Below are 24,875 nucleotides of genomic sequence, written 5' to 3'. Positions count from 1 at the left end.
TACTACGCCTCCGGCTCGGCTATTTTTTCAGCCACCCGCAAGACAGAACTACGAGCACGTGCATTATCACTAATTTCCTTAGCACTTGGTTTTAATGCTTTCCCTAGGGCTTTTAGGGTTTTACCGTGCATCATTTGCGCTTCAGTTAAAGGCAGACCTGGTGGATATTCCTGACCTTTTTCCTGCTTACGAATAAAGCGTTTAACGATCCGATCTTCTAAAGAATGAAAACTGATCACCGAAAGATGCCCGCCAATTGCCAGAACCTGCAAAGCACCGTCTAATACTTTATGGATCTCATCTAATTCACTGTTAACATAAATCCGAATAGCCTGAAAACTACGCGTTGCTGGATGCTTTTTCTTTTCACGTTTTGGGCATATCCGTTCGATAAGTTGCGCTAATTGTAATGTCCGCTCAAAGGGTTTTTCGTCACGATCTGCAACAATCGCCCGCGCGATACGATAGGCGAATTTTTCTTCACCAAAGGTTTTTAACACCCAACCAATTTCGTCCACATCTGCTTTGGCTAACCATTTAGCCGCGCTGATTCCAGAAGTAGGATCCATACGCATATCTAACGGACCGTCACGCATAAAACTAAAGCCACGCTCTGCATCATCTAATTGTGGAGATGACACGCCAAGATCTAATAAAACGCCATCAACTTGTCCGATCAAATCCATTTCAGCCATATAATCAGCTAATCCAGAAAAAGGACCATGCACAATTTGAAAGCGCGAGTCTTCTTTCATTAATGTTTCAGCCGTTGCAATAGCACGAGGATCTCGATCAATCGCAATTAAACGACCGTTTTCACCCAACTGTTTTAAAATATGTCGAGAATGACCACCGCGGCCAAAGGTACCGTCAACGTAAAGGCCGTCTTTTTTAATTGCTAATCCATTCACCGCTTCGTCGAGCAGAACCGTTATATGTTCAGTCATTACAGAGAAAACCCCTTCAATCGTTCGCTTAATTCGTCACCCGTAGGTAAACCTTGCAATAAATCCTGCTCAACTTGTTGATGCCAGAGTTCTTCATTCCAAAGTTCAAATTTATTTAATTGTCCTACGAGCATTGCTTTTTTCTCTAACTTCGCATGTTGTCTTAATGTCGGAGCGATCAGGGTTCGACCACCTTTATCTAATTCTGTTTCCGATGCATAACCCAAAATTAATCGCTGAAGGCGCCGTTCCTGTGGATCCGTCGTCGATAATCCACGTAATTTATTTTCTATTAATAACCATTCATTTAATGGATATAACAATAAACATGGCGACTGAAGATCAATGGTGCAGACAAATTGACCCCGGCAAGTCTCCGCCAACCATTCACGATAACGTGTCGGTATAGCTATCCTTCCCTTTGTATCAAGATTTATTGCACTTGCACCACGCAGCATAAAAACAAGATCCAGGATCAATTCGATCAATTAATAGGTTTATTTTGGAAAAAAGATCCACTTTTAGACACTTTTTCCCACTTTAGTACAGGAAGTCTAATAAAGTGGCTAATTTTTGCAAGCAATCAATTTCTATTTTTAAGTTTTTCTTCACATAAAGAGGATCTAGGTGTTTATTTTTCGAAAAAATGCTCTAAAGAAGGTAAAATATGAATTTATTATCAATTATGGTCAGACAGAGTTAGCCCATGCTATACTCGCCCGCTATAAAATTTTTTATTAATTTATTAAAGGAAAGTCCTTTGCAAGACCAACAATTAAAACAATTTGTGCTACAACAATTAGAAGATATGAAAGCCAAAGATATTACTGTCATCGATGTATCTGATTCCTCGGATGTAACTGATACAATGATTATCTGCACGGGTAACTCTAAACGTCATGTACGTTCTGTTGCTGAGCAAACTGCATTGGCAGCAAAAAAAGAAGGCGAATCACCACTGGGCATCGAAGGTTTAGAAGGCAGTGAGTGGGTATTACTGGATCTCGGTAATATTGTTGTTCACGTTATGCAAGATGAAACACGTCAGTTTTATCAACTTGAAAAACTGTGGGAACAATCTGCGTAATGAAGATTCAATTAATCGCAGTCGGCACTAAAATGCCCGACTGGGTTGAAAAAGGATATCAAGAATACGCTCGACGTTTTCCTAATGAAATGCACCTTGAGCTAGTTGAAATCCCAGCAGGAAAGCGCGGTAAAAATGCAGATATAAAGCGTATCTTAAAAAAAGAAGGTGAGCTTACTCTTGCTGCTATTCCAAAGGGCAATAAGATCGTGACTTTAGAAGTCACGGGAAAACCTTGGACTACTGGGCAACTGGCTAAAGAAATGAAAAAATGGCAGCTAGAAGCAAGAAATATTAGTTTGCTGATTGGTGGGCCAGAGGGATTAGCCTCAGAATGTATCGCAAAATCAGAACAGCGTTGGTCTCTTTCTGCGTTAACATTACCCCATCCTCTGGTGCGTATTATTACTGCAGAAAGCCTCTATCGAGCTTACACATTAACCATCAATCATCCTTACCATCGGGAATAAACGGTGATTAAAAAGCGTGAAAGTATAAGAAATCATTCGGCTGAATCTAACCTTTTTATGCGCCGAACATTGGTTGTTTTCATTGCAATATTAATAGCGATTGGTATTTTAATAAGCAACCTTTATTACCTTCAAATATCTTCCTTTGAGAAATACCAGACGCGCTCTAATGCAAACCGTATTAGTGTTCAGACAGTCCCACCGAATCGTGGATTAATCTATGATCGAAATGGTATCATTCTCGCAGAAAACCGCCCTGTTTACAGCTTACAAGTTATTGTTAATAAAACAAAAAATTTAGAACAAGATATTAAAGGACTTCGCAAATTATTATCTTTAACCGAACAGGAAGTCACTAATTTTTACGAGAAGAAAAAATATACACGTTCATTTAAACCGATCATTATTCGCGATAATTTAACGTCACAGGAAGTCGCTGAATTTACGGTGAACCAACATAAATATAAAGGGTTTTCGATTCAAGCAAGCCTAAGACGCTTTTATCCTTTTGGTGATGCTTTTACTCATGTACTTGGTTATATCGCGAAAATCAATACCAGTGACCTACAGAAAATAGATCAACGCGGTGAAACGGCACGTTATCGCGGCACTAATTATATTGGTAAATTAGGCATCGAAAAATACTATGAAGATCTACTGCATGGAGAACCGGGTCAACGCCAAGTTGAAGTTGATAGTTGGGGACGTGTCATTCGTACTCTTAGCTTTACTCCACCAGTGCCAGGTAAAGATCTCAAACTTAATATTGATATTCAATTACAAATTAAAGCGCAACAATTACTAGGAACTAATCGCGGAAGTATTATTGCAATGAATGCAAAAACCGGCGGAATTTTAGCATTAGTTTCCAATCCGAGTTACGATCCCAACCTATTTGTAAAAGGGATCAGCACTAAACAATATCAAGCGCTTCTACAATCAACGGATCGCCCACTAATTAATCGCACCACACAAGGTCGTTACCCCCCAGCGTCAACCATTAAGCCACAGATGGCATTATTAGCGTTAGATACCGAAGTTATCACCGAAGATACCGTGATATTTGATCCGGGTTGGTGGCAGGTGCCAGGCAGTAAACGTCGTTTCCGAGACTGGAAACGATGGGGACATGGCAAGGTTGATGTAACGCTTGCCATTGAACAAAGCTGTGATACATTTTTTTACGATAGTGCTTACAAAGTAGGTATTGATCGTATTAACCCATTTATGGAGCAATTTGGATTTGGCGAATACAGCGGCTTAGATATTGGTGAAGAAACAAAAGCGATTATGCCTTCTCGGGAGTGGAAAAAAGCACGTTTCAAACAACCTTGGTACGATGGCGATACAATATCAATTGGTATTGGGCAAGGATACTGGACAGTGACGCCAATCCAATTAACTAAAGCAACGGCTATTTTAGCTCGTCGCGGGGAAATCATTGAACCGCGTATATTAAATTCGATTAGTTCTGCTAATGGTGAATTTATTCCCGAAGCTAAACCTGCTGAAAAAACAATTAAGTTAAAAGATGACCATTATTGGGACATCGCATTAAATGGGATGTACGGTGTTACTAGTCGACGCAATGGTACAGCACATCGCGCATTTGAAAACACTTCATACTCTGTTGCTGGGAAATCAGGTACAGCACAGGTGATTAATATGAAAGAAGATGAAAAATATGACGCAAGTAAATTAAAAGAGAGTCATCGTGACAATGCAATGTTTGTTGCCTTTGCCCCCTATGAATCCCCAGAGTTAGTCACAACTGTTGTCCTAGAAAATGCAGGGGGAGGAAGCTCTAACGCAGCACCAATCGCACGAGCAATCCTTGATGAATATTTTGATCACATTGTTCCAGCTTCCACTGAAACAGCAGCAGGAAATTAGTCATGGATAATACCCAGGTACATAAAAATATTTTTTACCGCATCCACCTTGATCCATTTTTATTAATCGGTATTTTTGCATTAATGGGATTAAGTTTAACGGTACTTTATTCCGTTGGTGGATACGATATGGTTATCAGACAATCGATTCGCCTTGCTATCGCATTAGCTGCAATGATTATCTTCGCACAAATACCGCCTGAAATGTACCAACGTTGGACACCTATTGTCTTTGTGATCAGCGTACTAATGCTAATCGCCGTATTAGTCGTTGGGCACACGGGAAAAGGTGCACAACGCTGGTTAGACCTTGGTGTGACCAAGTTTCAACCGTCGGAAATAACCAAATTAATCATGCCCTTTATGGTGGCTTATTATATAAGTCAATTTACCTTACCACCTAAAATTAAAGATATTTTCATCGCACTGCTCATTGTTATTATTCCAACCTTGTTAATCGCGAAGCAACCTGATCTGGGCACCGCAATATTAATTGCTTCATCGGGAATTTTTGTGTTGTTTCTTTCGGGTATATCTTGGCTATACATTACAATTTCAATCGGTGGATTATTAGCCTTTATTCCTGTTTTATGGTTTTATCTGATGCATGATTACCAGCGAGGACGAGTGTTAACCCTACTTAATCCTGAGGCCGATCCACTTGGCGCAGGTTATCATATCATTCAATCTAAAATAGCGATCGGTTCAGGTGGTTTATGGGGTAAAGGTTGGCTCCAAGGGACACAATCACAACTTGAATTTCTACCAGAACGACATACGGATTTTATTTTTTCAGTCTTTTCTGAAGAATTTGGGTTTATTGGCATTATTTTATTACTAACCATTTACCTGTACATTATTACCCGAGGTCTATGGATTGCAAACCAAGCACAAGATGCCTTTACTAAATTAGTGGCGGGCAGCATCACTTTAACCTTTTTTGTCTATGTATTAGTCAATATCGGTATGGTAAGTGGTTTATTACCCGTTGTTGGTGTTCCATTACCGTTAATTAGTTTTGGTGGTACATCAATAGTAACTTTATTAGCCGGATTTGGTGTATTAATGTCAATTGATACCCATAAACGCTTCAACAGACATTAAAGAGACAGGTTCAATAATGCATAGCAAATATAAATTCACGACATTATTACTCACCTTCTTCGTTGCAGGTTGTAGTTCTTCTGATAGTCGATACGATATCAAAAATGACCATACACCCGACAACGTTCCGCCACTTGCACATATTGAAGATGCAACACCCCATTTCGAACCATACTCACGTGGTGGAAATAAAAACTACACGGTGCGTGGTGTTAATTACAAAGTCTATAAGGATATTGATAAATTTAGCGAAACTGGATACGCTTCTTGGTACGGTAATAAATTTCATGGACACCTGACATCCAACGGCGAGCGTTATAATATGTTTGCCATGAGTGGTGCTCATAAAAATCTACCACTTCCGAGCTATGTAAAAGTCACTAATCTTGAAAATAACAAACAAGTCATTGTCCGCGTTAATGACCGAGGCCCCTTTCACCAAGGACGCATCATTGATCTTTCCTACGCTGCTGCATATAAGTTAGATATGCTTAAGGCGGGGACGGCTAAGGTAAAAATAGAACTGATTAAACCATCAGCCAATACCGCTAAAGTTAAACCCATTACCACGAATTACTATATCCAGTATTTGGTAACATCGGTCTATCAAAAAGCGCAGCAGTTAAATGCAACTAACACCAAGAAATTTCAAACAAAGGGATTGTTTATCGAAGATAATAATCACTACAAAATGCGTTTGGGGCCTATTAATAATGAAACAGATGTGCAGGCATTGTTACTAAAAGTTAAACAACAATATCCAAATGCCTATGTTATATCTGCGAAAATAAAATAGAATAACGGGGAAATATCGCTTTCCCCATTTTTATACTTAAAATTTTAATTCAAGTTTATTCACATCAAACTTCATCTGTCTAAATAACGTTTTTGCATGGATACGACTTTCTTCGTCAAACTTAACCCCATATTTCGCGTAGTGCATCGAACACTGTAAATTACAGACCACGCCAGAAAGGGGTAAAGCCTGCAGAACAGACTTTTTGGGGGCAATAATTCGAATTGAAACACGTTGTCCAATTTCAACTGGTTTTGCTAAAGGACTTGTCGTAAAACGACACCCTCCTTTAGAAAGATCACGCAACTGACATTCCAGCTTCAAGTATTCAGTAAACATTTGCGCTCTTAGATTCACATCATATCGAGGATCTTCACGCAATTGGGTTATTTTCATCGAACTGGGTAGAGAAACCATCAACATCGCAATGGGTTTTAACATCACATTTATGACTTGACAACGAAAGCGAATAACGGCCCCTTCCCCTTTCGTGGAAACGGCTTTAATATCCATACTAAAGCCTTCTTGAAAAAAATAATCAAGGTCATCATTAGGGATCTGCGGTAACTCAAGTAGCAGAAAATTATCGGAGTGGCGACCAATAAACTTGGTTTTTCCAATATATCGGGTACCAATTGGCGTGACTAAATCAATAATAAACTCACTACTATGGCTAACCATATCTATCGCATCACTACTATTAATAGTGCTTTCAATACCCGCGACAGGAAGTTCATTACTAATATCGATACGGTCTTCATATTTTGTTATGTAGTTTTCAGCTCGGCTCACATTGATTCCATTTTAATAAAATGCTTTACATACCCATTACCATCCAATATGCAAAGAATAATAATAAAACGAGCAAATGAAAATGAATTATTCACTATAAAAACAAAAATTGAAAAAGTTTTCTGTCGTAATTCGCAACTATTACTTTTCATACCAACCTAGATCAAATAATTTATCGCGAATTTTCCAGAAACGTCCAACTTTATTCGCAATAATAATTTCAGGGTGACGAAACCGGTGTTCATAGCGAATGACTTTAGTCGGCGCCGTTACGTCAAAGGGGCGATGACGATCAATTAAATGAGGCATCACAAAAAATGTAATAAAATCTTGTTTTTGTCGCTTTCCCGATAGTGGCCAAACTTCATTAATTTGATTGTCTTGATCGCCGAAATAGATCACCTTGAGTTGCGGTTTATCAAACTTATTTTTTCCCGCTTCTAATTGCATCGCGGTGCAATTCATAATCATCGCATCTTTAAGTTGCATCGCCTCACGTAATTTTTTATCGGGATCAACCATCACTGCATCACATTGATGGCAACGACGTGCTGCAATATCGTTATCAGCCCCACATTGTTCACAAAACTTAGCACGGAAACGATAACCACAATGAGTTCGCTCACCCTGTCCATTTTCAGAATAGCCCTGACATTGACGGCCATAGTGTTCAATAACAAACCCAGCAGGATCGAGTTTTCCCCAAAAATTATTATTAAAATGACAAACAGGACAAGGAATAGTCACAATTTCACTGTCACTATCGGGTTTTGGATCGCCGACTTCAGGTTGAAACAAATCATAATTGTTGCCAGCAAACTCCATCACTAAACAATCTTTTTTCCCCTCGAATAAGCGTAATCCTCGGCCAACTATTTGTTGATAAAGGCTAATCGATTCAGTTGGACGCAAAATAGCAATTAAGTCGACATGTGGTGCATCAAAACCCGTTGTTAACACTGACACATTCACCAGATATTTTATTTGTTGTTCTTTAAATTGGTTAATAATGCGAGCGCGTTCCGGCAAGGGTGTATCAGCAATAACAAGCGCTGCACTTTCATTGGACAAATAGCCCATTATCTCCTGTGCATGATTCACCGTTGAAGCAAAAATCATCACCCCACGCCTATCTTTTGCAGTGTTAATGACTTGTTCAATAATCTGAGGTGTTGCACGCTTAGATTTATCGATCACCTGCTGAAGATCCGTTTCGCGATAATAACCTGAAGCCGAGGTTCGTACACCTGAAAAATCGTATCCCAATATTGCCATATCCATGACCTTAGGTTCCGTCAAGTAATGCTCATCCAGTAGGAAACGGATCGGTAGATCAAAGATACAATCACGGAAAAATCGAGGTTGTTCTGAGCGAACTTGCCCACGCGTGTGGTATTGATAAATCCAACCAAGTCCCAATCGATAAGGTGTTGCCGTTAATCCTAATATTTTAATATCAGGATTAACTGTCTTTAAATGACTAATTACGCGCTGATAACTGCTATTTTTATCTTCGGGGACACGATGGCATTCATCAATAACCACCAAGGAAAATGGATCATTAAAATGCTGTAATCCATTAACAATGGATTGTACCGACGCAAACACAACCTGCTGTTGATTTTCTTTTCTCCCCAGCCCAGCAGAATAAATCGATGCTTTCACGCCATAACTTTCATACTTCTGATGATTCTGCTCAACCAATTCTTTAACGTGTGCTAACACCAATACTCGGCCTCGCGCAATACGTGCTAATTCAGCAATAATAAGGCTTTTTCCTGCGCCAGTAGAAAGTGCTAACACTGCGGGAGAAGAATGCTTACGGAAGTAGTGTATCGTCGCATTTACACTGTCACGTTGATAAGGTCGAAGAGTATACATAGTAAGAGATAATTAATAAGTTAATTAAACAGATATAAAAAAGGAGATACCAATGGCTCTCCCTTTAATTATCAAACAAGTCGAAAAGAATAATTTATGCCAATTCTTTTTTCACTGAACGAATAAAAGCTTGCGGGTTATTTAATGCAATGGAATGGTCTAATAATAGTGCTTTATCTTCGTGGGTTAACAACAAAGCCGGAAATGCATTGGTCCCCATAAATTTTTGCAGTTCAGCAATATCCGATAGCACATATTCCGATTCACGCGTTAATACTTCATTGAAGACTTTATTTGGCGGTGAAAGCTTTAACTCATCGATAATTGCCATAAAATCATGTTTGCAACCTAGTGGGTTTCCATCAATAAAATGTGCTTTTTGAATAGCATTCAATACGGGTAACACTTTATCCGGTTGTTTATTTTCCAACCAAGTCATTAAATTAGCCGTCATTATTGCGTTTTTAGGACTATCGACAAAACGTTTATATTCTTTACCAAATTTTACATTGCTTTTCTTTACTACTTCATCAACAACACTTTTACCTACACTGCTATTACCATCATAATATGCGCAATGCCAATAATGTATTTCTATCTCAGGGCAATCTTCAGCAAGTTGATTGACCAATACATTGGCTGCATAACTCCACGGACAATGAGAGTCGTAAATAAAATATAGTTCCGGGGTCATTCGTCTTTCCTTTTCTAACATACTTTTAAAATTATAACGTTCAGGGTTATTCGCCTGCAATTTTCATCTGTTTAATTAAAATTGAACCTGTTTTTAAACTACTACGAGGATCAACATCGTTACCAATTGCACTAATATTCATAAACATTTCTTTTAAATTACCTGCAATGGTAATTTCGTGAACTGGGTAGGCAATCACCCCATTTTCAATCCAAAAACCAGCAGCACCACGAGAGTAATCGCCGGTCACCATATTAACGCCCTGACCCATTAGCTCTGTAACAAATAAACCGTTGCCCATCTCCTTGAACAGCCCAGTTAAATCCATGCCACTATCTTTAATAAACCAATTATGGATACCACCAGTATGCCCTGTGCTTTTCATACCTAATTTACGCGCTGCATATCCAGTTAATAAATAGGTTTGTAAAACACCGTCTTCGATAATATGACGATCAATCGTTTTACTCCCTTCTAAATCATAAGGCGAACTTGCAATACCTTTAACAATATGTGGTTTTTCAGCAATATTTAACCAATTAGGAAAAATCTGCGTATCTAAACTATCCAATAAAAAACTAGATTTTTTATACAAACTTGTTCCACTAATTGCCCCGACTAAATGGCCAAATAAACCCGTTGCCACTTCAGGAGCAAAAATAACTGGTGCCTGTTGAGTCTGAATTTTTTTAGCGCCTAATCGCTGAATAGTTCGTTTAACAGCTTCATCAGCCACCCATTTAGGCGAGAATAAATCATCCATATCTCGCGCACTGGTATAGCTATAATCACGTTGCATATCATCGTCTTGTTGACCAATCAACATACAACTTAAACTGTGGCGACTACTTGCATAACTATCAAGAAAGCCATGAGTATTCCCATAAACTTTAATACTTGAATGACTATTTACGCCGGCACCATCGGAATTGACGATACGCTTATCGCTACTTAATGCAATATCTTCACATTGCTTTGCGATATCGAGTAATTGATCCGTAGTATGCTGGCTTGGGTGATATAAATCTAAATCGAGGGGATTTGTTTCTAATAATTCAGCATCGAGTAAACCCGCGAAATTGTCTTGGCTTGTATATTTAGCAATATCAACGGCAGCTTTTACAGTGGCATGAATCGCTTCAGAACTTAAATCAGCTGTTGAAGCACTTCCTTTACAATGATTGCTATAAACACTAATCCCCATCACGCCATCACGATTGAACTCAATATTCTCGACTTCACCTAAACGAGTATTAACAGAAATTCCCGAACTTTTGGTTAATGCAACTTCGGCTTGATCAACACCTAATTGTTTGGCGATAGTTAATGCGTCATGTACTGCATTTTCAAGTTGTTTTTTCTGTTCAATCATAAATAAAACACCACTGAGATAAAAAATTGAAGGCAAAGAATAACATGCTTTAAGGCAAGCTTCTGCTTAAGATGTTATGATGCAAACAATTATACGCGAATTACTGATCATCAAGCTAGGTGTATTGATAAAATCACCAGGTAAGATGTTATATCGCGCTATTTTATTATTTAATTTACATTGCTAAAGAGCCCTATGAATAACAAAGTTGAACAAGAGACTGATGAAGAGATCAGTAAATCACAAATTAAACGTGAAGCAGAAGCCCTCAAGCTAATCGGTCGTCAATTGGTAGAATTGAGTAAAAAACAACTAGCACAAATTCCTGCGAGCGAATCACTGTTTCATGCAATCTCCGTCGCCCATAAAATTCAAAACAAGAATGAAGCGCTTCGTCGTCAAATTCAATACATTGGTAAAGTGCTTCGCACAGAAGATATAGATGCGATCACGGCAACCCTTGATAAATTAAATAATAAACATCAACAATTAACTCATGCAACACAACGTTTGGAACAGCTAAGAGATCAGTTAATCGAGCAAGGTGATCCTAAAATCAATGAATTATTAGCTGAATTCCCTGTGCTAGAAAGACAAAAAATACGTCAGCTTGTACGCCAAGCTAATAAAGAAAAGCAGCAGGAAAAACCGGCTAAAGCGGCTAAAGATTTATTTACCTATTTAAAACCCATTTGTTTATAAAAACTATTGAGAGACATGATGCCAGATAATCAACAAGTGTTAGCTGCTTTTTTAGCGGAAGTAAAACCAACCCAACAACTATGGGCTTTACAAGATAAAGAAAGTGAAGACTGGGTCGTACTCGATTCTCTCCGCTATGAAGAAACCGAAGTAATGCCACTTTGGTCTAACCAAGCACTTGCTGCAAAACACTGTACTGAAGAATGGGCTGAATATATTGCAGCACCGATTTCATTAGCCGACTGGCTAGAATTTTGGGTTGAGGACTTACTTGCAGATAATATTATTCTGGGTATTAACTGGGAAGGTCAAGCAGATGATTTAGAAATAGGATTACCAGAACTCACTGAATCATTTGTTGATATTGAAGATTTAAAGTCTTAATTACACCACTAAATACATGGCGAACTTCACAATACAAACATGAAGTTCGCTATCATTAACCATTGCCTTTTATTAATTAACCTCAGGTTTTGATAATAGCAGCGAAATAAACCTAAGTATCGATCACTTAAAAATATATCATACAGTGCTGTTAGTTAGTTCCACCAACGGTTAATTGATCGATTTTTAAGGAAGGTTGACCTACTCCAACGGGTACACTTTGCCCTTCTTTACCACAAACGCCAACTCCCGAATCTAAGCACATATTATTAGCGACCATAGAAATTTGCTTCATTGCATCAAAACCATTACCAATCAATGTTGCGCCTTTAATCGGAGCGGTAATTTTTCCGTCTTCAATCAAGTACGCTTCAGACGCAGAGAATACAAATTTACCTGAAGTAATATCAACCTGACCTCCACCAAAATTAGGTGCATAAATACCTTTTTTAACACTCGCAATTAATTCTTCATGCTCACTCTCACCGTTCAGCATAAATGTATTGGTCATTCGTGGCATCGGTAAATGTGCATAGGATTCACGACGCGCATTCCCCGTCGACGCAACGCCCATTAGACGTGCATTTAACTTGTCCTGCATATAACCTTTTAAGATGCCATTTTCGATTAAGACACTGCGCTGCCCTGGTGTGCCTTCATCGTCAATATTTAATGATCCGCGACGATCTTTAATGGTCGCATCATCAATAATAGTACAATGTTTAGACGCAACCTGTTGACCAACACAACCTGAATAGGAAGAAGAACCTTTACGATTAAAATCACCTTCTAAACCATGCCCTACCGCCTCATGCAATAACACGCCAGGCCAACCCGCACCAACAATAACTGGCATTGTTCCAGCAGGTGCATCGATGGCATCTATATTAACAACGGCTTGACGAACTGCTTCACGTGCATAGGCAAATGCTTTTGCTTCACCTTCTTGCGTATCGGTAAAGTAATCGAGATCAAAACGACCACCACCGCCAGCACCACCACGTTCACGCTTGCCTTGTTTTTCAATCAATACGGAACAATTAAAACGCACCAGTGGACGAATATCAGAAGCAAATGTCCCATCACTTGCTGCAACTAAAATTTCTTCATAAACGGCAGTTAATGAAACAGTCACTTCAGACACCAGTGGATCAAGTGCACGCGCAAATAGATCAACCTGTTTTAATAGTTCAATTTTTTTATCACGTGATAAACTGACCAGCGGATCGGCATCACCATAAATAATCGGTGTTGGTTTCGGTAAGAGTAATTTAACCTGCTTTTCTTGACCACTTTTAACAATACTACGCGCAGCATCTGCCGCTTGAGTGATCGCGCTTGCTGATATTTGATCAGAATAGGCAAAACCTGTTTTTTCACCCGAGACAGCACGAATGCCTACCCCTTTTTCGATATTATAACTACCGTCCTTAACAATCCCATTTTCTAACACCCAAGCTTCATTACGGCTTGATTGAAAATAAAAATCAGCATAATCCGTTTGTGGTGTACATATACGAGACAATTGTGATTCTATATCACTTATTTGCAATTGTGCCGGCGCTAAAAAGTGTTCACATACTTTATCGAAAGACATGCTTATTTCCTTTAAAATTTTCACTTGAGTGAATAATAGATAACAACTCGACTAAGGAGCTAAATCACTATAAAAACGATTGTGCAATGCAATCGGCATTGCTTGACGAATTTGATCGATACGTGTCTGATCATATTTTGCTTGAACATTGCCTTCGCCATATTTTAATTGTGACAGTATTTCCCCCCAGGGAGAAATAATCATTGAATGGCCAAAGGTTTCACGTCCACTTTCATGTTTTCCACCTTGATTTACAGCAACTACATAACATTGATTTTCAATGGCACGAGCCTGTAGCAAGGGTTGCCAATGTGCTTCACCGGTTTTATGCGTGAATGCAGCGGGAAGTAATAACACCTCAGCGCCTTCAGCACGCAATCGTTGAAATAAACCAGGGAAACGTAAATCATAACAAATAGCGAGTCCGACTTTAACAGACCGATAATCATCGCATTGCCAATCGAACAGAACATAATCTTGTCCAGGGATAAAGGTATCGGACTCACGATAACTTCCCTTTTCATCACCCACTAACGCATCAAAAAGATGAATTTTATGATAATGGCTAATTAATTTTCCCTGTGGAGAAAAGACTAACATAGTCGTAAATATTTTATCGGGTTGTTTGCTTTTTATCGGAAAACTACCACAAATTAAATAACACTCGTATTGCTTAGATAAATCCGCTAACTGTTGTTGATAATAACCTTTTCCCAGCTCTTCAGACACATTGAAATACCCGGCACGATCAGTAAAACTAATTGCATTTTCTGGCAATAAAATGAGCTGATTCTTGTATGGGTCAAGTTCAGTTAACAGTTTTTTAATGCGTGTGATATTAATATCCGCATCAGCCACACTTAACATTTGAATCGCAGATAACTGATTGACCATTATTTAATCCTCTGTTTTCTGATCTTTTAATTTATTAATTTCTTCAAGCACGGCACTGTTTTGTAATTTAACTTTACCCTTTTCTCTTCCGGTTAACTTAACAATTGGATTCATTAATGAACCGTGCACGGAAAAATCAACACGGATAACCGTTTCGACTACGGGCTCTAAAATTTTAGTTAAAAATAATACCGCAGCGCCGGTGAGTGGATTGATAGCAAAGGCGGTTAATACAGGCAAGCTTGATGTCACTGCTGGACTATAACTAAATTTGTAATTCGTTTCAGAGTTAGGAAGATCAATTAAACCACTCCCCACTATTTTTCCTGCGGACCCATCTAAATAAAAATCATCATTTTTGATAATGCCATCGGTAATTTTGCCCGATAAATTTAATTCTTCAAAATTAAAGCCTTTCTCAAAGATATTATCAAACTCTAGATTGATCGTATTACGAATGGCATTTAAGCTTAATAAACTTAATATTCTTGCACCATTATCATTCACTTCGGTCACTGAACCATTGGTTAAGGAGCCAGTAAATTGGCCGTTTAAAGACTCAAAGTTATATTGCCACGGCGCACCTAACCAATTGAGCGTCGCGTTTAATTCCCCTTTTTCTGACACAACGGGAGTACTATATCCAAAACGTTTAACAATATTATTGCTCTCATTTGACACTGAATTAACAAGAATATTAGTTCGTCGTTGATCCCAAACCCCAGAAAGATGAGTGAACTCGTCTTTGCCCCCAATATTTAAGTAATCAATATTTAAGTGTTTGCTATCCGGGTAAGCATGAAATTTTAATGGAGATAAATTCATCTGACCATAATGGCAGCTTGTACAAGTCGCCATAATTTCAGGATAAACATCCAATAAATTTTCTTTTTGTTTAAACCGCTCATTGCCTTGTGCCGCTATTAAGGATAAATCCATACTTTTAAAATCAAGTTTGGTAATATCAAGATCGAGTCGAGATGGCACGCCTTGGCGATACTCAATTTTTCCCTGAAGATTATTTGCATTTACCTGTGCATACCAGCGCTGATCATCTTTATCTGCTTTAATGTTTAAAGCTACAAAAGGCTGATTAAATATGGCCGCATGATTAACATCGACAAGGATTTCATCCAAACTCATATCCGGGAGGGAAATCTTCTTGGATGCATTCGAATTAACGGATAATTTGCGCCATAAACGATACCAATCTGTCATATCCAAGGTATCTAAATTAATGGCTAATTGATGTTTATTTTTATCGACATAATTTAATTCTTTATCACCGATATTAACCGCATAATAAGGAATACTAAGTTGTTTATCGTTATAATCAAGTTGCCCAACAAGGTCTAATTTATCTTTAATATTAACCTTCAAAGTGCTATCACGATCATTCGATGTCAGCAATACCGTCGTCGGCCAGGACTGCAATGCATTTTTATTGAAGGGAGCTGGAAGTTGACTCGTAACGCCTTGCGTAGCTGAATTAATCTCAATACGACTCTCATATCCCCCAGTCATATAATGTTTAAAATAAACATCCCCTGTCCAATCTAATTTACCCGATAAATTTAAACTCGCTAATTCAGGTACATTCTCCTGTAATTTTTGAAGATCCCACATACTATTGATATCAATATCAACTTGATAAGTTCTTTTTTTCTGCGCACTGGATGCTGAAAAACTTAATGGTTGTCCGAATAATTTAGCCTCTATCTTTTGGGCTGTTAAATTACCATTAGTAAAGCTCAGTTTTCCCTTTGCATTTTTAACCGGTAAGACAAGATCTTTTGTAATAACAACGTCAATATCATTATTTGTGAGTGCAATTTCAACCTGTGTTTGCCGGGCTTTTTTGCTTCGAACAAAGGGTAAAGTAATACTTAATTTACCTGCTACTTTATTTTTTACATTCAACACTTTGAGTGCTTGGCCAACACTTGTATTTAACGGTGTATTTATTAAATAGTTAGTAATTTTTTTAGCATCATCATTCACCTCACCGTCAATTCGTAAAAACCCCGTAGGATGTAAATGTGCAATTTTTGCCGTTAATTTACGAAGCTTGACATCCCCCAGATAAGCCCGGCGCGTATTGACATTCAAACTATCATTTTCGAATAATAAATCTGCATCTAAACGCGTTAAACCCGGCCATTTTTTATAAAAGTCATATTGCCCATTTCGCAATGGGACCCACGCTTGAAAAATACCATTATTATCCGAAAATGGATATTGATTGAGTCTGCCGTACCAAAGTACTTTCGCACCTTTGATACTGCCTTTTCTTAAGGTCGGTTGAAGGTAATTAAACAGCTTTTGATGTAGCGCCTTAATTGGATAATAATATTGAGCCTTTGAACCATCGTAAAATGACAGATAACTATAAAGACTCAAAAATGGACTTTGATCAACGACTGATTTATTCGGAATAGAAAGCGAAAATTGGGTAATGGCTTCTGCCTCTTCCGTTTTTAATATGCTTTGCTCACTAGAAAGGGTAAAGCCTTGATCAGAAACACGCCAGTCTAGGTCAATATGACCTTCTTCCACGGGCATTTCTCGACTAAACTGTTGATCGAAATAAATATTTTGTTTAGGCAACTGAATATTTAAAACACCTTCAGTCAGATTTCCCGCTAACGCAATATTCGCCTCACTTATACCAGGTATTTTACCTTTAGGCTTATTCTTCACGCCCCTTAATTGCGTTGAAAAATGCGCTAATTGGTTCTTTTCATTTTTACGAAGTGATAAATGCAACAATTCACCATCAATATCTAAACTTTCAAATAATGCTAATTGTGATGGAGATAACCGTGCATTTAAAAAATAGAAAGGTAATAAATTTCGGAGGTAAGCACCAGAAAAATCAAATTCAGCAACATTTTTATCGCCATAACCACCAATATTAAAATCAGAGACTTCCTGTTGATTATGAACTATCGCTAAATTATAACTATCGAACAGCCAATGTTGGTTTTTATTAGTTAGCTGTAAAACACCACTGTTTAATTGCCAATCTTCCCGTTTACCTTGCTGCGTCCAAGAAATTTTGCTGTGATTCAATGCGACCTGTACTTGTTTTATTTCCGTAAATGAAAACGTAGACCAAATTTGCGCCCCTATCACTGCTTGATTAATTTGACTATCAGGATTTACACGGTCAATAAGGTAATCGGTAATATTGATGTTGTTTGCGTCAATATACAATTTACCTAATAGTGGATTATTTTTATTCTCAGGCTGACCAGAGACATCAATAACAAACGCTAACGAGTTACTACCCAAACTATCAGGTAGTAAAGCACTACCAACACCTTGATGGCGATCTCCATCGTTTAACCAACGGAGATGTTGAATCTGAATTGTTTTCGCGAGCCCAGTATGAGTTGTAAAATGAACCTGACTATCTTTAATAGAAAACTGGTTGAGTTGTTGCAGAAACACATTTTGTAAAGCATCTAATGTCAGCAAAGACTGTGCTGATTTAGTTTTACTCTCTTGTCTTTTTTTTATGGTTAAATCAACTCCCTGTAATGAGACTCGATTAAAATTCAACTGGCGTTCTACCAATGAATCCCAAAAATCAAGGTGTAAAAAAAGATAGTCACTACTAACTTCGAAGGGAAGATCCTTGGATTGAGCGAGCTGAATATTATCGAGGGTGATAATGATGCCATCAAAATCAACACCAGCTGAAATATTTTTTGCCGACAAATGAATGCTGTATCTATCTGACAACCAAGTTGTCAGATAGTCTTTATAATCATCGGCACTGACAAAAAGAATACGCGCCAGTGTTAAGCAAATTGCAAAAATAAATAGCGAAAATGCAATGACAAGGTAGCCTCGTCGCAGCCATTTATAGGTCATCTTTTTCAATTATAAGCCCAGTTATATCATTACCACATCAAATTGTTCTTGCCCGTATAACGGTTCTGCATGCACATCAACCTCTTTCGACATAAATAAAATCAATTCACCAAGATTATGTGATTCATCACCTAACAGCGCTTCCGCCACTGCCACTGAAGTATAGACCACAAACTTCTCAACATTATAAGCACGGTTTACACGTAAAATTTCTCGCAACACTTCGTAGCAAACAGTTTCAACTGTTTTTACATAGCCTCGCCCATTACATTCCACACAATCGGTACAAAATAGATGCTCTAAACTTTCTTGCGTTCGTTTACGCGTCATCTCGATTAAGCCTAATGGCGAGAAGTCATTAATATTGGTTTTAACACGATCCTTCGCCAAGGCTTGTTCTAAACTGGTAAAGACGCGACGACGGTGCTCTGCTGATTTCATGTCAATAAAATCAAGAATGATAATGCCGCCCAAATTACGCAAACGTAATTGTCGTGCAATTGCTTGTGTCGCTTCGATATTAGTATTAAAAATTGTTTCTTCTAAGTTACGATGCCCTACAAAGGCACCGGTATTAATATCGACCGTTGTCATTGCTTCGGTTTGATCAATAATTAAATACCCACCGGACTTTAATTCTACTTTTCTATCTAACGCACGTTGCACTTCATTTTCTACATCAAAAAGATCAAATATCGGACTTTCACCGGGATAATATTCAATCTTATTACGTAATTCAGGGACGAAGTCCTTAGAAAATTCTTTTAGTTCTGCAAAGGTTAATTTCGAGTCAATGCGCACTCTTTCTATTTCGCTGCCAACAAAGTCGCGAATAATGCGAAACTCTAAGCCCAAATCACGGTACAACAATTTATTTTTAGTATTAGTACGTTGTTTACGTGTTAATACTTTACGCCATAAGCGAAGCAAAAATGCAGCATCGTTAACGAGTTCATTTTCTGGCGCCCCCTCCGCTGCAGTACGAATAATAAAGCCACCTAAATCGCCTAAACAACTCTGCGTAATTAATTTTAAACGCAACCGTTCCTTTGCACTTTCAATACGTTGAGAAACACCAACATGTGGACTGCCAGGCATAAAGACCAAATAACGAGAGGGTACGGTGATATCGGTTGTTAATCGAGCGCCCTTGGTACCCAATGGATCTTTAACCACTTGTACCATAATATCTTGCCCCTGACGGACGAGTTCCGAAATATCAGCCACTTTAAATTTAGCTTTTTCTGTTTGCGGTAAGGTTTCAGTATGCGGAATAATATCGGAGGCATGTAAGAAGGCCGCTTTTTCTAACCCAATATCAACGAAGGCAGCCTGCATACCAGGTAACACACGACTTACTTTCCCCTTATAAATATTGCCAACAATACCTTTACTGGCTTGACGTTCTATATGCAGCTCTTGGAGCGTGCCTCCCTCGATTAAAGCGACGCGCGTTTCGCTCGGGGTTATATTCATTAATAATTCAACTGACACTTTTTTATTCCTTAAATTCTTTAATCAGCAACTCTGTTTCATACAGAGGCAATCCTACAACGGCACTGTAACTACCGTTAATATTGGTAATAAACTTACCAGCAATTCCTTGGATAGCGTAACCACCCGCTTTATCAAGAGGTTCGCCCGTCAACCAATACTCAGCAATATCTTGCTCACTAAGCGATTTAAAACTAACATCTGTTTTAACTAATCGTGTTTTCTCTAATCGTGAATTAACCACTGCAATAGCAGTAAACACCTGATGAGTACGGCCAGACAATAATTGCATCATTTCTCGACCTGCTAATTCATTTTCAGGTTTTTCCAACACATGATGGTCAACAACAACAATAGTATCTGCCCCTAACACTGGACGACTTTGATCGCTGTTAGTAAAACCTGCCTGTGCTTTTTCCAAGGCTAAACGTAATACATATTCTTCCGCACTTTCATCGGGTTTTCTTTGTTCGTCAATACTTCCATTAATACGCAAAAAAGAGATACCAATCTGATTTAACAGTTCGGCACGTCGCGGGGAATTAGATGCGAGGTAAATCATAACTTAAACGACCTTAAAACGAATACGCACAGCACGCATAAATAGAAAAAACCATGGCCAAATTAACATTGAAGTGAAAATAGACCAGAAATAATATTTATGTAAAACAATCTCTTGCATACTTGATGCGAGCCAATATAGCGAAAGTTTCGAGATTAAAATGAAAACACCAACCAAGAATGTTGTTTGCATTAAAGTAAAACAACGAATACGCTGATAATTAATACTAATGACATAGGCGAACACCGAAAATAATAATGAGTGCATACCTAATCTTGCTCCCAAAAGAATATCAACCAGTAGCCCTAAAAAGAAAGCATGGGTAATACTGACTCGGTGTGGCAAAGCCAATACCCAATAGAAAATAATAAGAATCATCCAATCGGGCCGAAAGGCATTAAAGATTATTGGCAAAGGAAAAATTGCACAGATTAACCCGAAAAAAAAACTCATATAGATAACTTGATAATTACGGAGCAATGACATCGTTGACTCCTACGTCATCAAGTAACAAATCTGCCTGTTTAATTTGATGACCGTTCCATAATAATAATAAATATCGACTACGATCTAATTGCGCCACGGGGGTAGCAGTTACCTCTGCATAGGGAGCACCTTCGTTATAAACAAAACTTGTCACCGTCGCCACCGGGTAACCCGCTGGAAAACGTCCACCAAGTCCCGACGTTACCAATAGGTCGCCTTCCTGCAAATCAGCATTACTTTGCACAAACGGTACATTTAATTTATTCCACGCACCACTCCCATGCACTAATGCTGTCACATCATTACGCTGAACTCGAACTGGAATACCGTGGCTTGCATCAACCAGTAATAACACTCGACTGGTTGTACTTCCTACTTGCATCACTTGTCCAACAACCCCTTCTTCATTAATCACGGGCTGACCAACATAGACACCATTAATCGCCCCTTTGTCGATCAATAATTGGTGCGTAAAAGGATCTGAACGTAAACTCATAACCTCTGTGATCATTCGTTTATTACTAAATGTATATTGCGAATTAAGCAATTTACGCATTTGCTTATTCTCATTTTCTAATTCAGTTAGTAATAAACGGTCAGCTTTTAGGTGAAGATTTTCTTTTTCTAATTTCTGATTACGTTCTTTTAGTTCTTCACGTGTCATCAGGTTTTCTGACAGCGTACTAAACAATTTCTGAGGCGCGTCTGCGATATATTGAACTGGACTAACAATTGAATTTAGATAGATCCGTACTGAGGAGAAAAGGTTATATTGATTGTCTGCAATAAGTAGCGCAACCGCTAAGACGACCATAATAGATAGTCTTAAAAGAAGAGAAGGACCGCGTGTAAAAATAGGTTTCATTATTACCGTTCAATTAAAAAATTACCATTATATACACATGTTACTTCAACGTGATACCTAGGATGTTGGGACACTATTCCTATGGCTTTGCATTTAAAAATATCATGGGCATAAGCCATTAAAAAACAACGTGTAACAATGTGATACTTTATTTTCTTAAGGGAGTAAATTTCCCTCAAGCAATAAAGTAGCACATCAATAAAATGCAATTAATCTGCGTCAAATATTTCACGGCCGTGTGTATCAATCATTTCCAAGGCCATACCGCCGCCACGTGCAACACAAGTTAACGGATCGTCAGCAACAACAACGGGGATACCAGACTCCTCAGAGAGTAATCGATCAATTTCAAGTAACAATGCACCACCACCTGTTAATACCATACCGCGTTCAGCAATGTCAGCTGCTAATTCTGGTGGCGTTTTTTCTAGGGCAAGCATTACAGCAGAAACGATACCGCTTAATGGTTCTTGCAGTGCTTCTAAGATTTCATTACTGTTTAATGTAAAGCTACGTGGCACGCCTTCTGCAACGTTAACACCACGGACTTCAATCTCTTTAACTTCTTTAATTGGATGAGCAATACCAATACTGTGTTTGATTCGTTCTGCAGTCATTTCACCAATGGTGCAACCGTAATTGCGACGTACATAGTTAATAATAGCTTCGTCAAACTTATCACCACCGATACGTACTGATGCAGAATAAACAACCCCATTTAATGAGATAACAGCAACTTCAGTGGTACCACCACCTATATCAACAACCATTGACCCTTTTGCTTCAGAAACCGGCATACCAGCACCGATCGCAGCGGCCATCGGCTCATCGATCAGGAATACATCACGTGCACCAGCACCCTGTGCAGATTCACGAATAGCACGACGTTCAACCTGTGTAGAACAACATGGTACACAAACTAAAACTCGAGGACTAGGGCGTAAAAAGCTGTTGTTATGCACTTGTTTGATAAAGTGTTGTAGCATTTTTTCTGTAATATAGAAATCAGCAATAACACCATCTTTCATCGGCCTAATTGCTTGAATATTGCCAGGTGTTTTACCTAACATCTGTTTTGCTTCATGTCCTACGGCTGCAACGCTCTTCCCTGCCCCGTTTTTATCTAAACGGATAGCAACCACAGAAGGTTCATCGAGAACGATACCTTGCCCTTTAACATAAATGAGGGTATTTGCTGTACCTAAGTCAATCGACAAATCGTTCGAAAACATACCCCGAAACATTTTAAACATGAAATTTTTCCAAAATAGCTAAAAATAAATAAAGTAACATACTCTAACAACCTGCTTAAATTTCGGCAAGAAAAGAAAGCAATTCGCACCATTAATCGCTGTATTTATCGCATTATTAATGGGAGAGTGCATAGAAAACAAACAAAGCAATAACTTCCCCTTAAAATTAAAACCAAGCGATTCACGGCTAGGATTTAATATTAATTACTTTCATTTTAAAAAGTGATGATCTGAAGCGGCTGTTTGTCATATAGAACGACATTTTTAGCTAAAAATAGTTCAATATTTTATAAAAGTTGAAAGAAAAATAAGAGATTTGCACATCAATTAAAAAAAATATGATTTGTACTCCTCTCGAATGTAAACTCCCTCATTCACATTCCGTTCTTATTTTTAATAATGAGGCAATTCGATTTCTTGTCTTCAGCATGGATTCATTATTTTGCATACACTCTCACAACTAAAATCCGGTGAACTTGCTGGCATAACACGATTAACTTTATCTGAAAATTTAACTAATTTTCCAATGGAAATATTATCACTGTCAGACAGCCTTGAAATACTAGACTTATCCAATAACCAATTAAAATCTTTACCGCAAGCCTTAAAACAGTTAACTCAACTTAAGATAATCTTTGTCTCTAACAACCAATTTGAAACACTTCCTGAAATACTTGGGGAATTACCTAATTTAGAAATGGTCGGATTTAAATCCAACAAAATCAACTATATTCCAGAACATGCCTTGCCTAAAAAGTTACGTTGGTTAATTTTAACCGATAATCAACTCACGGCTTTACCCGATAGTTTGGGGGAGCGCCCACGTTTGCAAAAGCTAGCGCTCGCTGGAAATATGTTAACCGCTTTACCGAAAACGCTATCACAGTCAACGAATTTAGAGCTAATTAGAATATCAGCAAATCAATTAACGGAATGTCCCGATCAGTTACTAGATTTACCAAAACTTGCTTGGATTGCATTTTCAGGCAATCCTTTCAGTCAATCAGTGCAAACGAACCAATCCGTTCCCGTTGTCTCGTCGGCTGATATTTGCCTTTCTCATGTACTCGGACAAGGTGCGTCAGGGGTCATATCTCAAGCAACATGGCATCAACCACAACCTCATTTTCCTGAACACATAGCAGTTAAAATATTTAAAGGGGAAGTTACAAGTGATGGATATCCAAGAGATGAACTAAATGCTTGCCTAAAAGCAGGTACTCACCCCAATTTAGTGAAATCATTGGCACAAGTTAGTGAGCCCGATTACCTTGCTCTGATTATGAATTTAATTCCAGATAATTATAGTAACCTAGGATTGCCACCTTGTTTTGATAGTTGTACGCGAGATCGTTTCAATGAAGGCTTTTTCCTTTCAATTGAGCAAATTGAAAAAATGGTAGCTCAAATGAAAGATGTTTTCGAACATTTACATGCAAATCAAGTCTGTCATGGCGATCTATATGCGCACAATACCCTCTTTGATCAACAAGCTAATATTATTTTTGGCGACTTTGGTGCAGCAAGCATGTACCACATGTTGAATGAACAGCAGCAACACAAAATCAGACAAATTGAAGGACGTGCCTTAAACCATTTTATTGAAGATTTACTGAGTGTCTGTCATGAACAAGATAAAAGTAATCCAAAGTACATAGCATTCATACAACAAATCAGCGTTTAATATTTAAAGCAGCGTCATTGTCATCACAATGTAGCTGCTT

22 protein-coding genes are annotated in these 24,875 nt (G+C 38.3%); 8 read left to right on the top strand and 14 right to left on the bottom strand.

The window, feature by feature from the left end:
- Nucleotides 1–2: 2 nt before the first annotated feature.
- Both rsmH and mraZ read right to left on the bottom strand, forming a co-directional pair.
- Nucleotides 3–947 (bottom strand): 16S rRNA (cytosine(1402)-N(4))-methyltransferase RsmH, encoded by a 945-nt coding sequence (rsmH, locus tag ACR30L_RS06660; RefSeq protein ID WP_435237246.1) that lies wholly within the window; start codon nucleotides 945–947, stop codon nucleotides 3–5.
- Entirely contained in the window at nucleotides 947–1,405 is a 459-nt protein-coding gene (gene mraZ / locus ACR30L_RS06655) for a division/cell wall cluster transcriptional repressor MraZ (protein WP_435237245.1), read from the bottom strand. Before mraZ ends, rsmH begins: the two co-directional genes overlap by 1 nt.
- A 302-nt stretch (nucleotides 1,406–1,707) precedes the next feature.
- Here mraZ and rsfS point away from each other — a divergent pair, with 302 nt between their 5' ends.
- The 5 genes from rsfS to ACR30L_RS06630 are packed head-to-tail and all read left to right on the top strand — an operon-like array spanning nucleotide 1,708 to nucleotide 6,296.
- A complete protein-coding gene (gene rsfS, locus ACR30L_RS06650) occupies nucleotides 1,708–2,034 on the top strand; it encodes a ribosome silencing factor (protein ID WP_435237244.1) in 327 nt (108 codons plus the stop codon).
- A complete protein-coding gene (rlmH, locus tag ACR30L_RS06645; RefSeq protein WP_435237243.1) occupies nucleotides 2,034–2,504 on the top strand; it encodes a 23S rRNA (pseudouridine(1915)-N(3))-methyltransferase RlmH in 471 nt (156 codons plus the stop codon). Before rsfS ends, rlmH begins: the two co-directional genes overlap by 1 nt.
- 3 nt (nucleotides 2,505–2,507) lie before the next feature.
- A complete protein-coding gene (gene mrdA, locus ACR30L_RS06640; RefSeq protein ID WP_435237242.1) occupies nucleotides 2,508–4,397 on the top strand; it encodes a penicillin-binding protein 2 in 1,890 nt (629 codons plus the stop codon).
- Nucleotides 4,398–4,399: 2 nt separating this feature from the next.
- The gene (rodA, locus tag ACR30L_RS06635) at nucleotides 4,400–5,500 is read left to right on the top strand and encodes a rod shape-determining protein RodA (RefSeq protein WP_435237241.1); all 1,101 of its coding nucleotides are present in this window, start codon (nucleotides 4,400–4,402) and stop codon (nucleotides 5,498–5,500) included.
- 16 nt (nucleotides 5,501–5,516) lie between these two features.
- Nucleotides 5,517–6,296, top strand: coding sequence for a septal ring lytic transglycosylase RlpA family protein (locus ACR30L_RS06630; protein WP_435237240.1), 780 nt, complete (start codon nucleotides 5,517–5,519; stop codon nucleotides 6,294–6,296).
- 36 nt (nucleotides 6,297–6,332) lie between these two features.
- Here the strand turns inward: ACR30L_RS06630 and ACR30L_RS06625 are convergent, their stop codons facing one another.
- The 4 genes from ACR30L_RS06625 to pmbA form a co-directional block, all read right to left on the bottom strand.
- A complete protein-coding gene (locus ACR30L_RS06625) occupies nucleotides 6,333–7,088 on the bottom strand; it encodes a flagellar brake protein (protein ID WP_435237239.1) in 756 nt (251 codons plus the stop codon).
- Between the two features lie 141 nt (nucleotides 7,089–7,229).
- On the bottom strand, nucleotides 7,230–8,969 hold the full coding sequence (locus tag ACR30L_RS06620; protein ID WP_435237238.1) for a DEAD/DEAH box helicase: 1,740 nt from the start codon (nucleotides 8,967–8,969) through the stop codon (nucleotides 7,230–7,232).
- 94 nt (nucleotides 8,970–9,063) lie between these two features.
- A complete protein-coding gene (locus ACR30L_RS06615) occupies nucleotides 9,064–9,663 on the bottom strand; it encodes a protein-disulfide isomerase (RefSeq protein WP_435237237.1) in 600 nt (199 codons plus the stop codon).
- A gap of 46 nt (nucleotides 9,664–9,709) precedes the next feature.
- Nucleotides 9,710–11,035: a metalloprotease PmbA gene (pmbA, locus tag ACR30L_RS06610; RefSeq protein ID WP_435237236.1), complete on the bottom strand. Its 1,326-nt coding sequence runs from the start codon at nucleotides 11,033–11,035 to the stop codon at nucleotides 9,710–9,712.
- A gap of 195 nt (nucleotides 11,036–11,230) precedes the next feature.
- Between pmbA and yjgA the strand changes: the two genes are divergently transcribed.
- The gene (yjgA, locus tag ACR30L_RS06605; protein ID WP_435237235.1) at nucleotides 11,231–11,737 is read left to right on the top strand and encodes a ribosome biogenesis factor YjgA; all 507 of its coding nucleotides are present in this window, start codon (nucleotides 11,231–11,233) and stop codon (nucleotides 11,735–11,737) included.
- Between the two features lie 15 nt (nucleotides 11,738–11,752).
- A complete protein-coding gene (locus tag ACR30L_RS06600) occupies nucleotides 11,753–12,121 on the top strand; it encodes a DUF2750 domain-containing protein (protein ID WP_435237234.1) in 369 nt (122 codons plus the stop codon).
- A gap of 151 nt (nucleotides 12,122–12,272) precedes the next feature.
- Here the strand turns inward: ACR30L_RS06600 and tldD are convergent, their stop codons facing one another.
- From tldD to ACR30L_RS06560, 8 genes are all read right to left on the bottom strand, one after another.
- Complete coding sequence (tldD, locus tag ACR30L_RS06595) at nucleotides 12,273–13,718, bottom strand: metalloprotease TldD (protein ID WP_435237233.1); 1,446 nt, start codon at nucleotides 13,716–13,718, stop codon at nucleotides 12,273–12,275.
- A gap of 51 nt (nucleotides 13,719–13,769) precedes the next feature.
- Nucleotides 13,770–14,612 carry a carbon-nitrogen hydrolase family protein gene (locus ACR30L_RS06590; protein ID WP_435237232.1) on the bottom strand — a complete coding sequence of 281 codons (843 nt, stop codon included), beginning with the start codon at nucleotides 14,610–14,612 and terminating at the stop codon, nucleotides 13,770–13,772.
- A gap of 3 nt (nucleotides 14,613–14,615) precedes the next feature.
- On the bottom strand, nucleotides 14,616–18,491 hold the full coding sequence (locus ACR30L_RS06585; RefSeq protein ID WP_435237883.1) for a YhdP family protein: 3,876 nt from the start codon (nucleotides 18,489–18,491) through the stop codon (nucleotides 14,616–14,618).
- A 21-nt stretch (nucleotides 18,492–18,512) separates the two neighbouring features.
- Nucleotides 18,513–19,985 (bottom strand): ribonuclease G, encoded by a 1,473-nt coding sequence (rng, locus tag ACR30L_RS06580; protein WP_435237231.1) that lies wholly within the window; start codon nucleotides 19,983–19,985, stop codon nucleotides 18,513–18,515.
- A 4-nt stretch (nucleotides 19,986–19,989) separates the two neighbouring features.
- Nucleotides 19,990–20,547 (bottom strand): Maf family protein, encoded by a 558-nt coding sequence (locus ACR30L_RS06575; RefSeq protein WP_435237230.1) that lies wholly within the window; start codon nucleotides 20,545–20,547, stop codon nucleotides 19,990–19,992.
- A gap of 3 nt (nucleotides 20,548–20,550) precedes the next feature.
- Nucleotides 20,551–21,033: a rod shape-determining protein MreD gene (mreD, locus tag ACR30L_RS06570; protein ID WP_435237229.1), complete on the bottom strand. Its 483-nt coding sequence runs from the start codon at nucleotides 21,031–21,033 to the stop codon at nucleotides 20,551–20,553.
- The gene (gene mreC, locus ACR30L_RS06565; RefSeq protein WP_435237228.1) at nucleotides 21,017–21,898 is read right to left on the bottom strand and encodes a rod shape-determining protein MreC; all 882 of its coding nucleotides are present in this window, start codon (nucleotides 21,896–21,898) and stop codon (nucleotides 21,017–21,019) included. The genes mreD and mreC overlap by 17 nt, the downstream gene beginning before the upstream one ends.
- A gap of 209 nt (nucleotides 21,899–22,107) precedes the next feature.
- Nucleotides 22,108–23,151 carry a rod shape-determining protein gene (locus ACR30L_RS06560; RefSeq protein ID WP_435237227.1) on the bottom strand — a complete coding sequence of 348 codons (1,044 nt, stop codon included), beginning with the start codon at nucleotides 23,149–23,151 and terminating at the stop codon, nucleotides 22,108–22,110.
- 442 nt (nucleotides 23,152–23,593) lie between these two features.
- Between ACR30L_RS06560 and ACR30L_RS06555 the strand changes: the two genes are divergently transcribed.
- Complete coding sequence (locus ACR30L_RS06555; protein WP_435237226.1) at nucleotides 23,594–24,835, top strand: leucine-rich repeat-containing protein kinase family protein; 1,242 nt, start codon at nucleotides 23,594–23,596, stop codon at nucleotides 24,833–24,835.
- The last annotated feature ends 40 nt before the right edge of the window (nucleotides 24,836–24,875 follow it).

The sequence above is a fragment of the Psychromonas saccharinae genome, assembly GCF_051201515.1.
Taxonomy (GTDB): Bacteria; Pseudomonadota; Gammaproteobacteria; order Enterobacterales; family Psychromonadaceae; genus Psychromonas.
The sequence above is the reverse complement of the archived record's forward strand: the minus strand, read 5'-3'. Positions and strand labels throughout refer to the sequence as shown.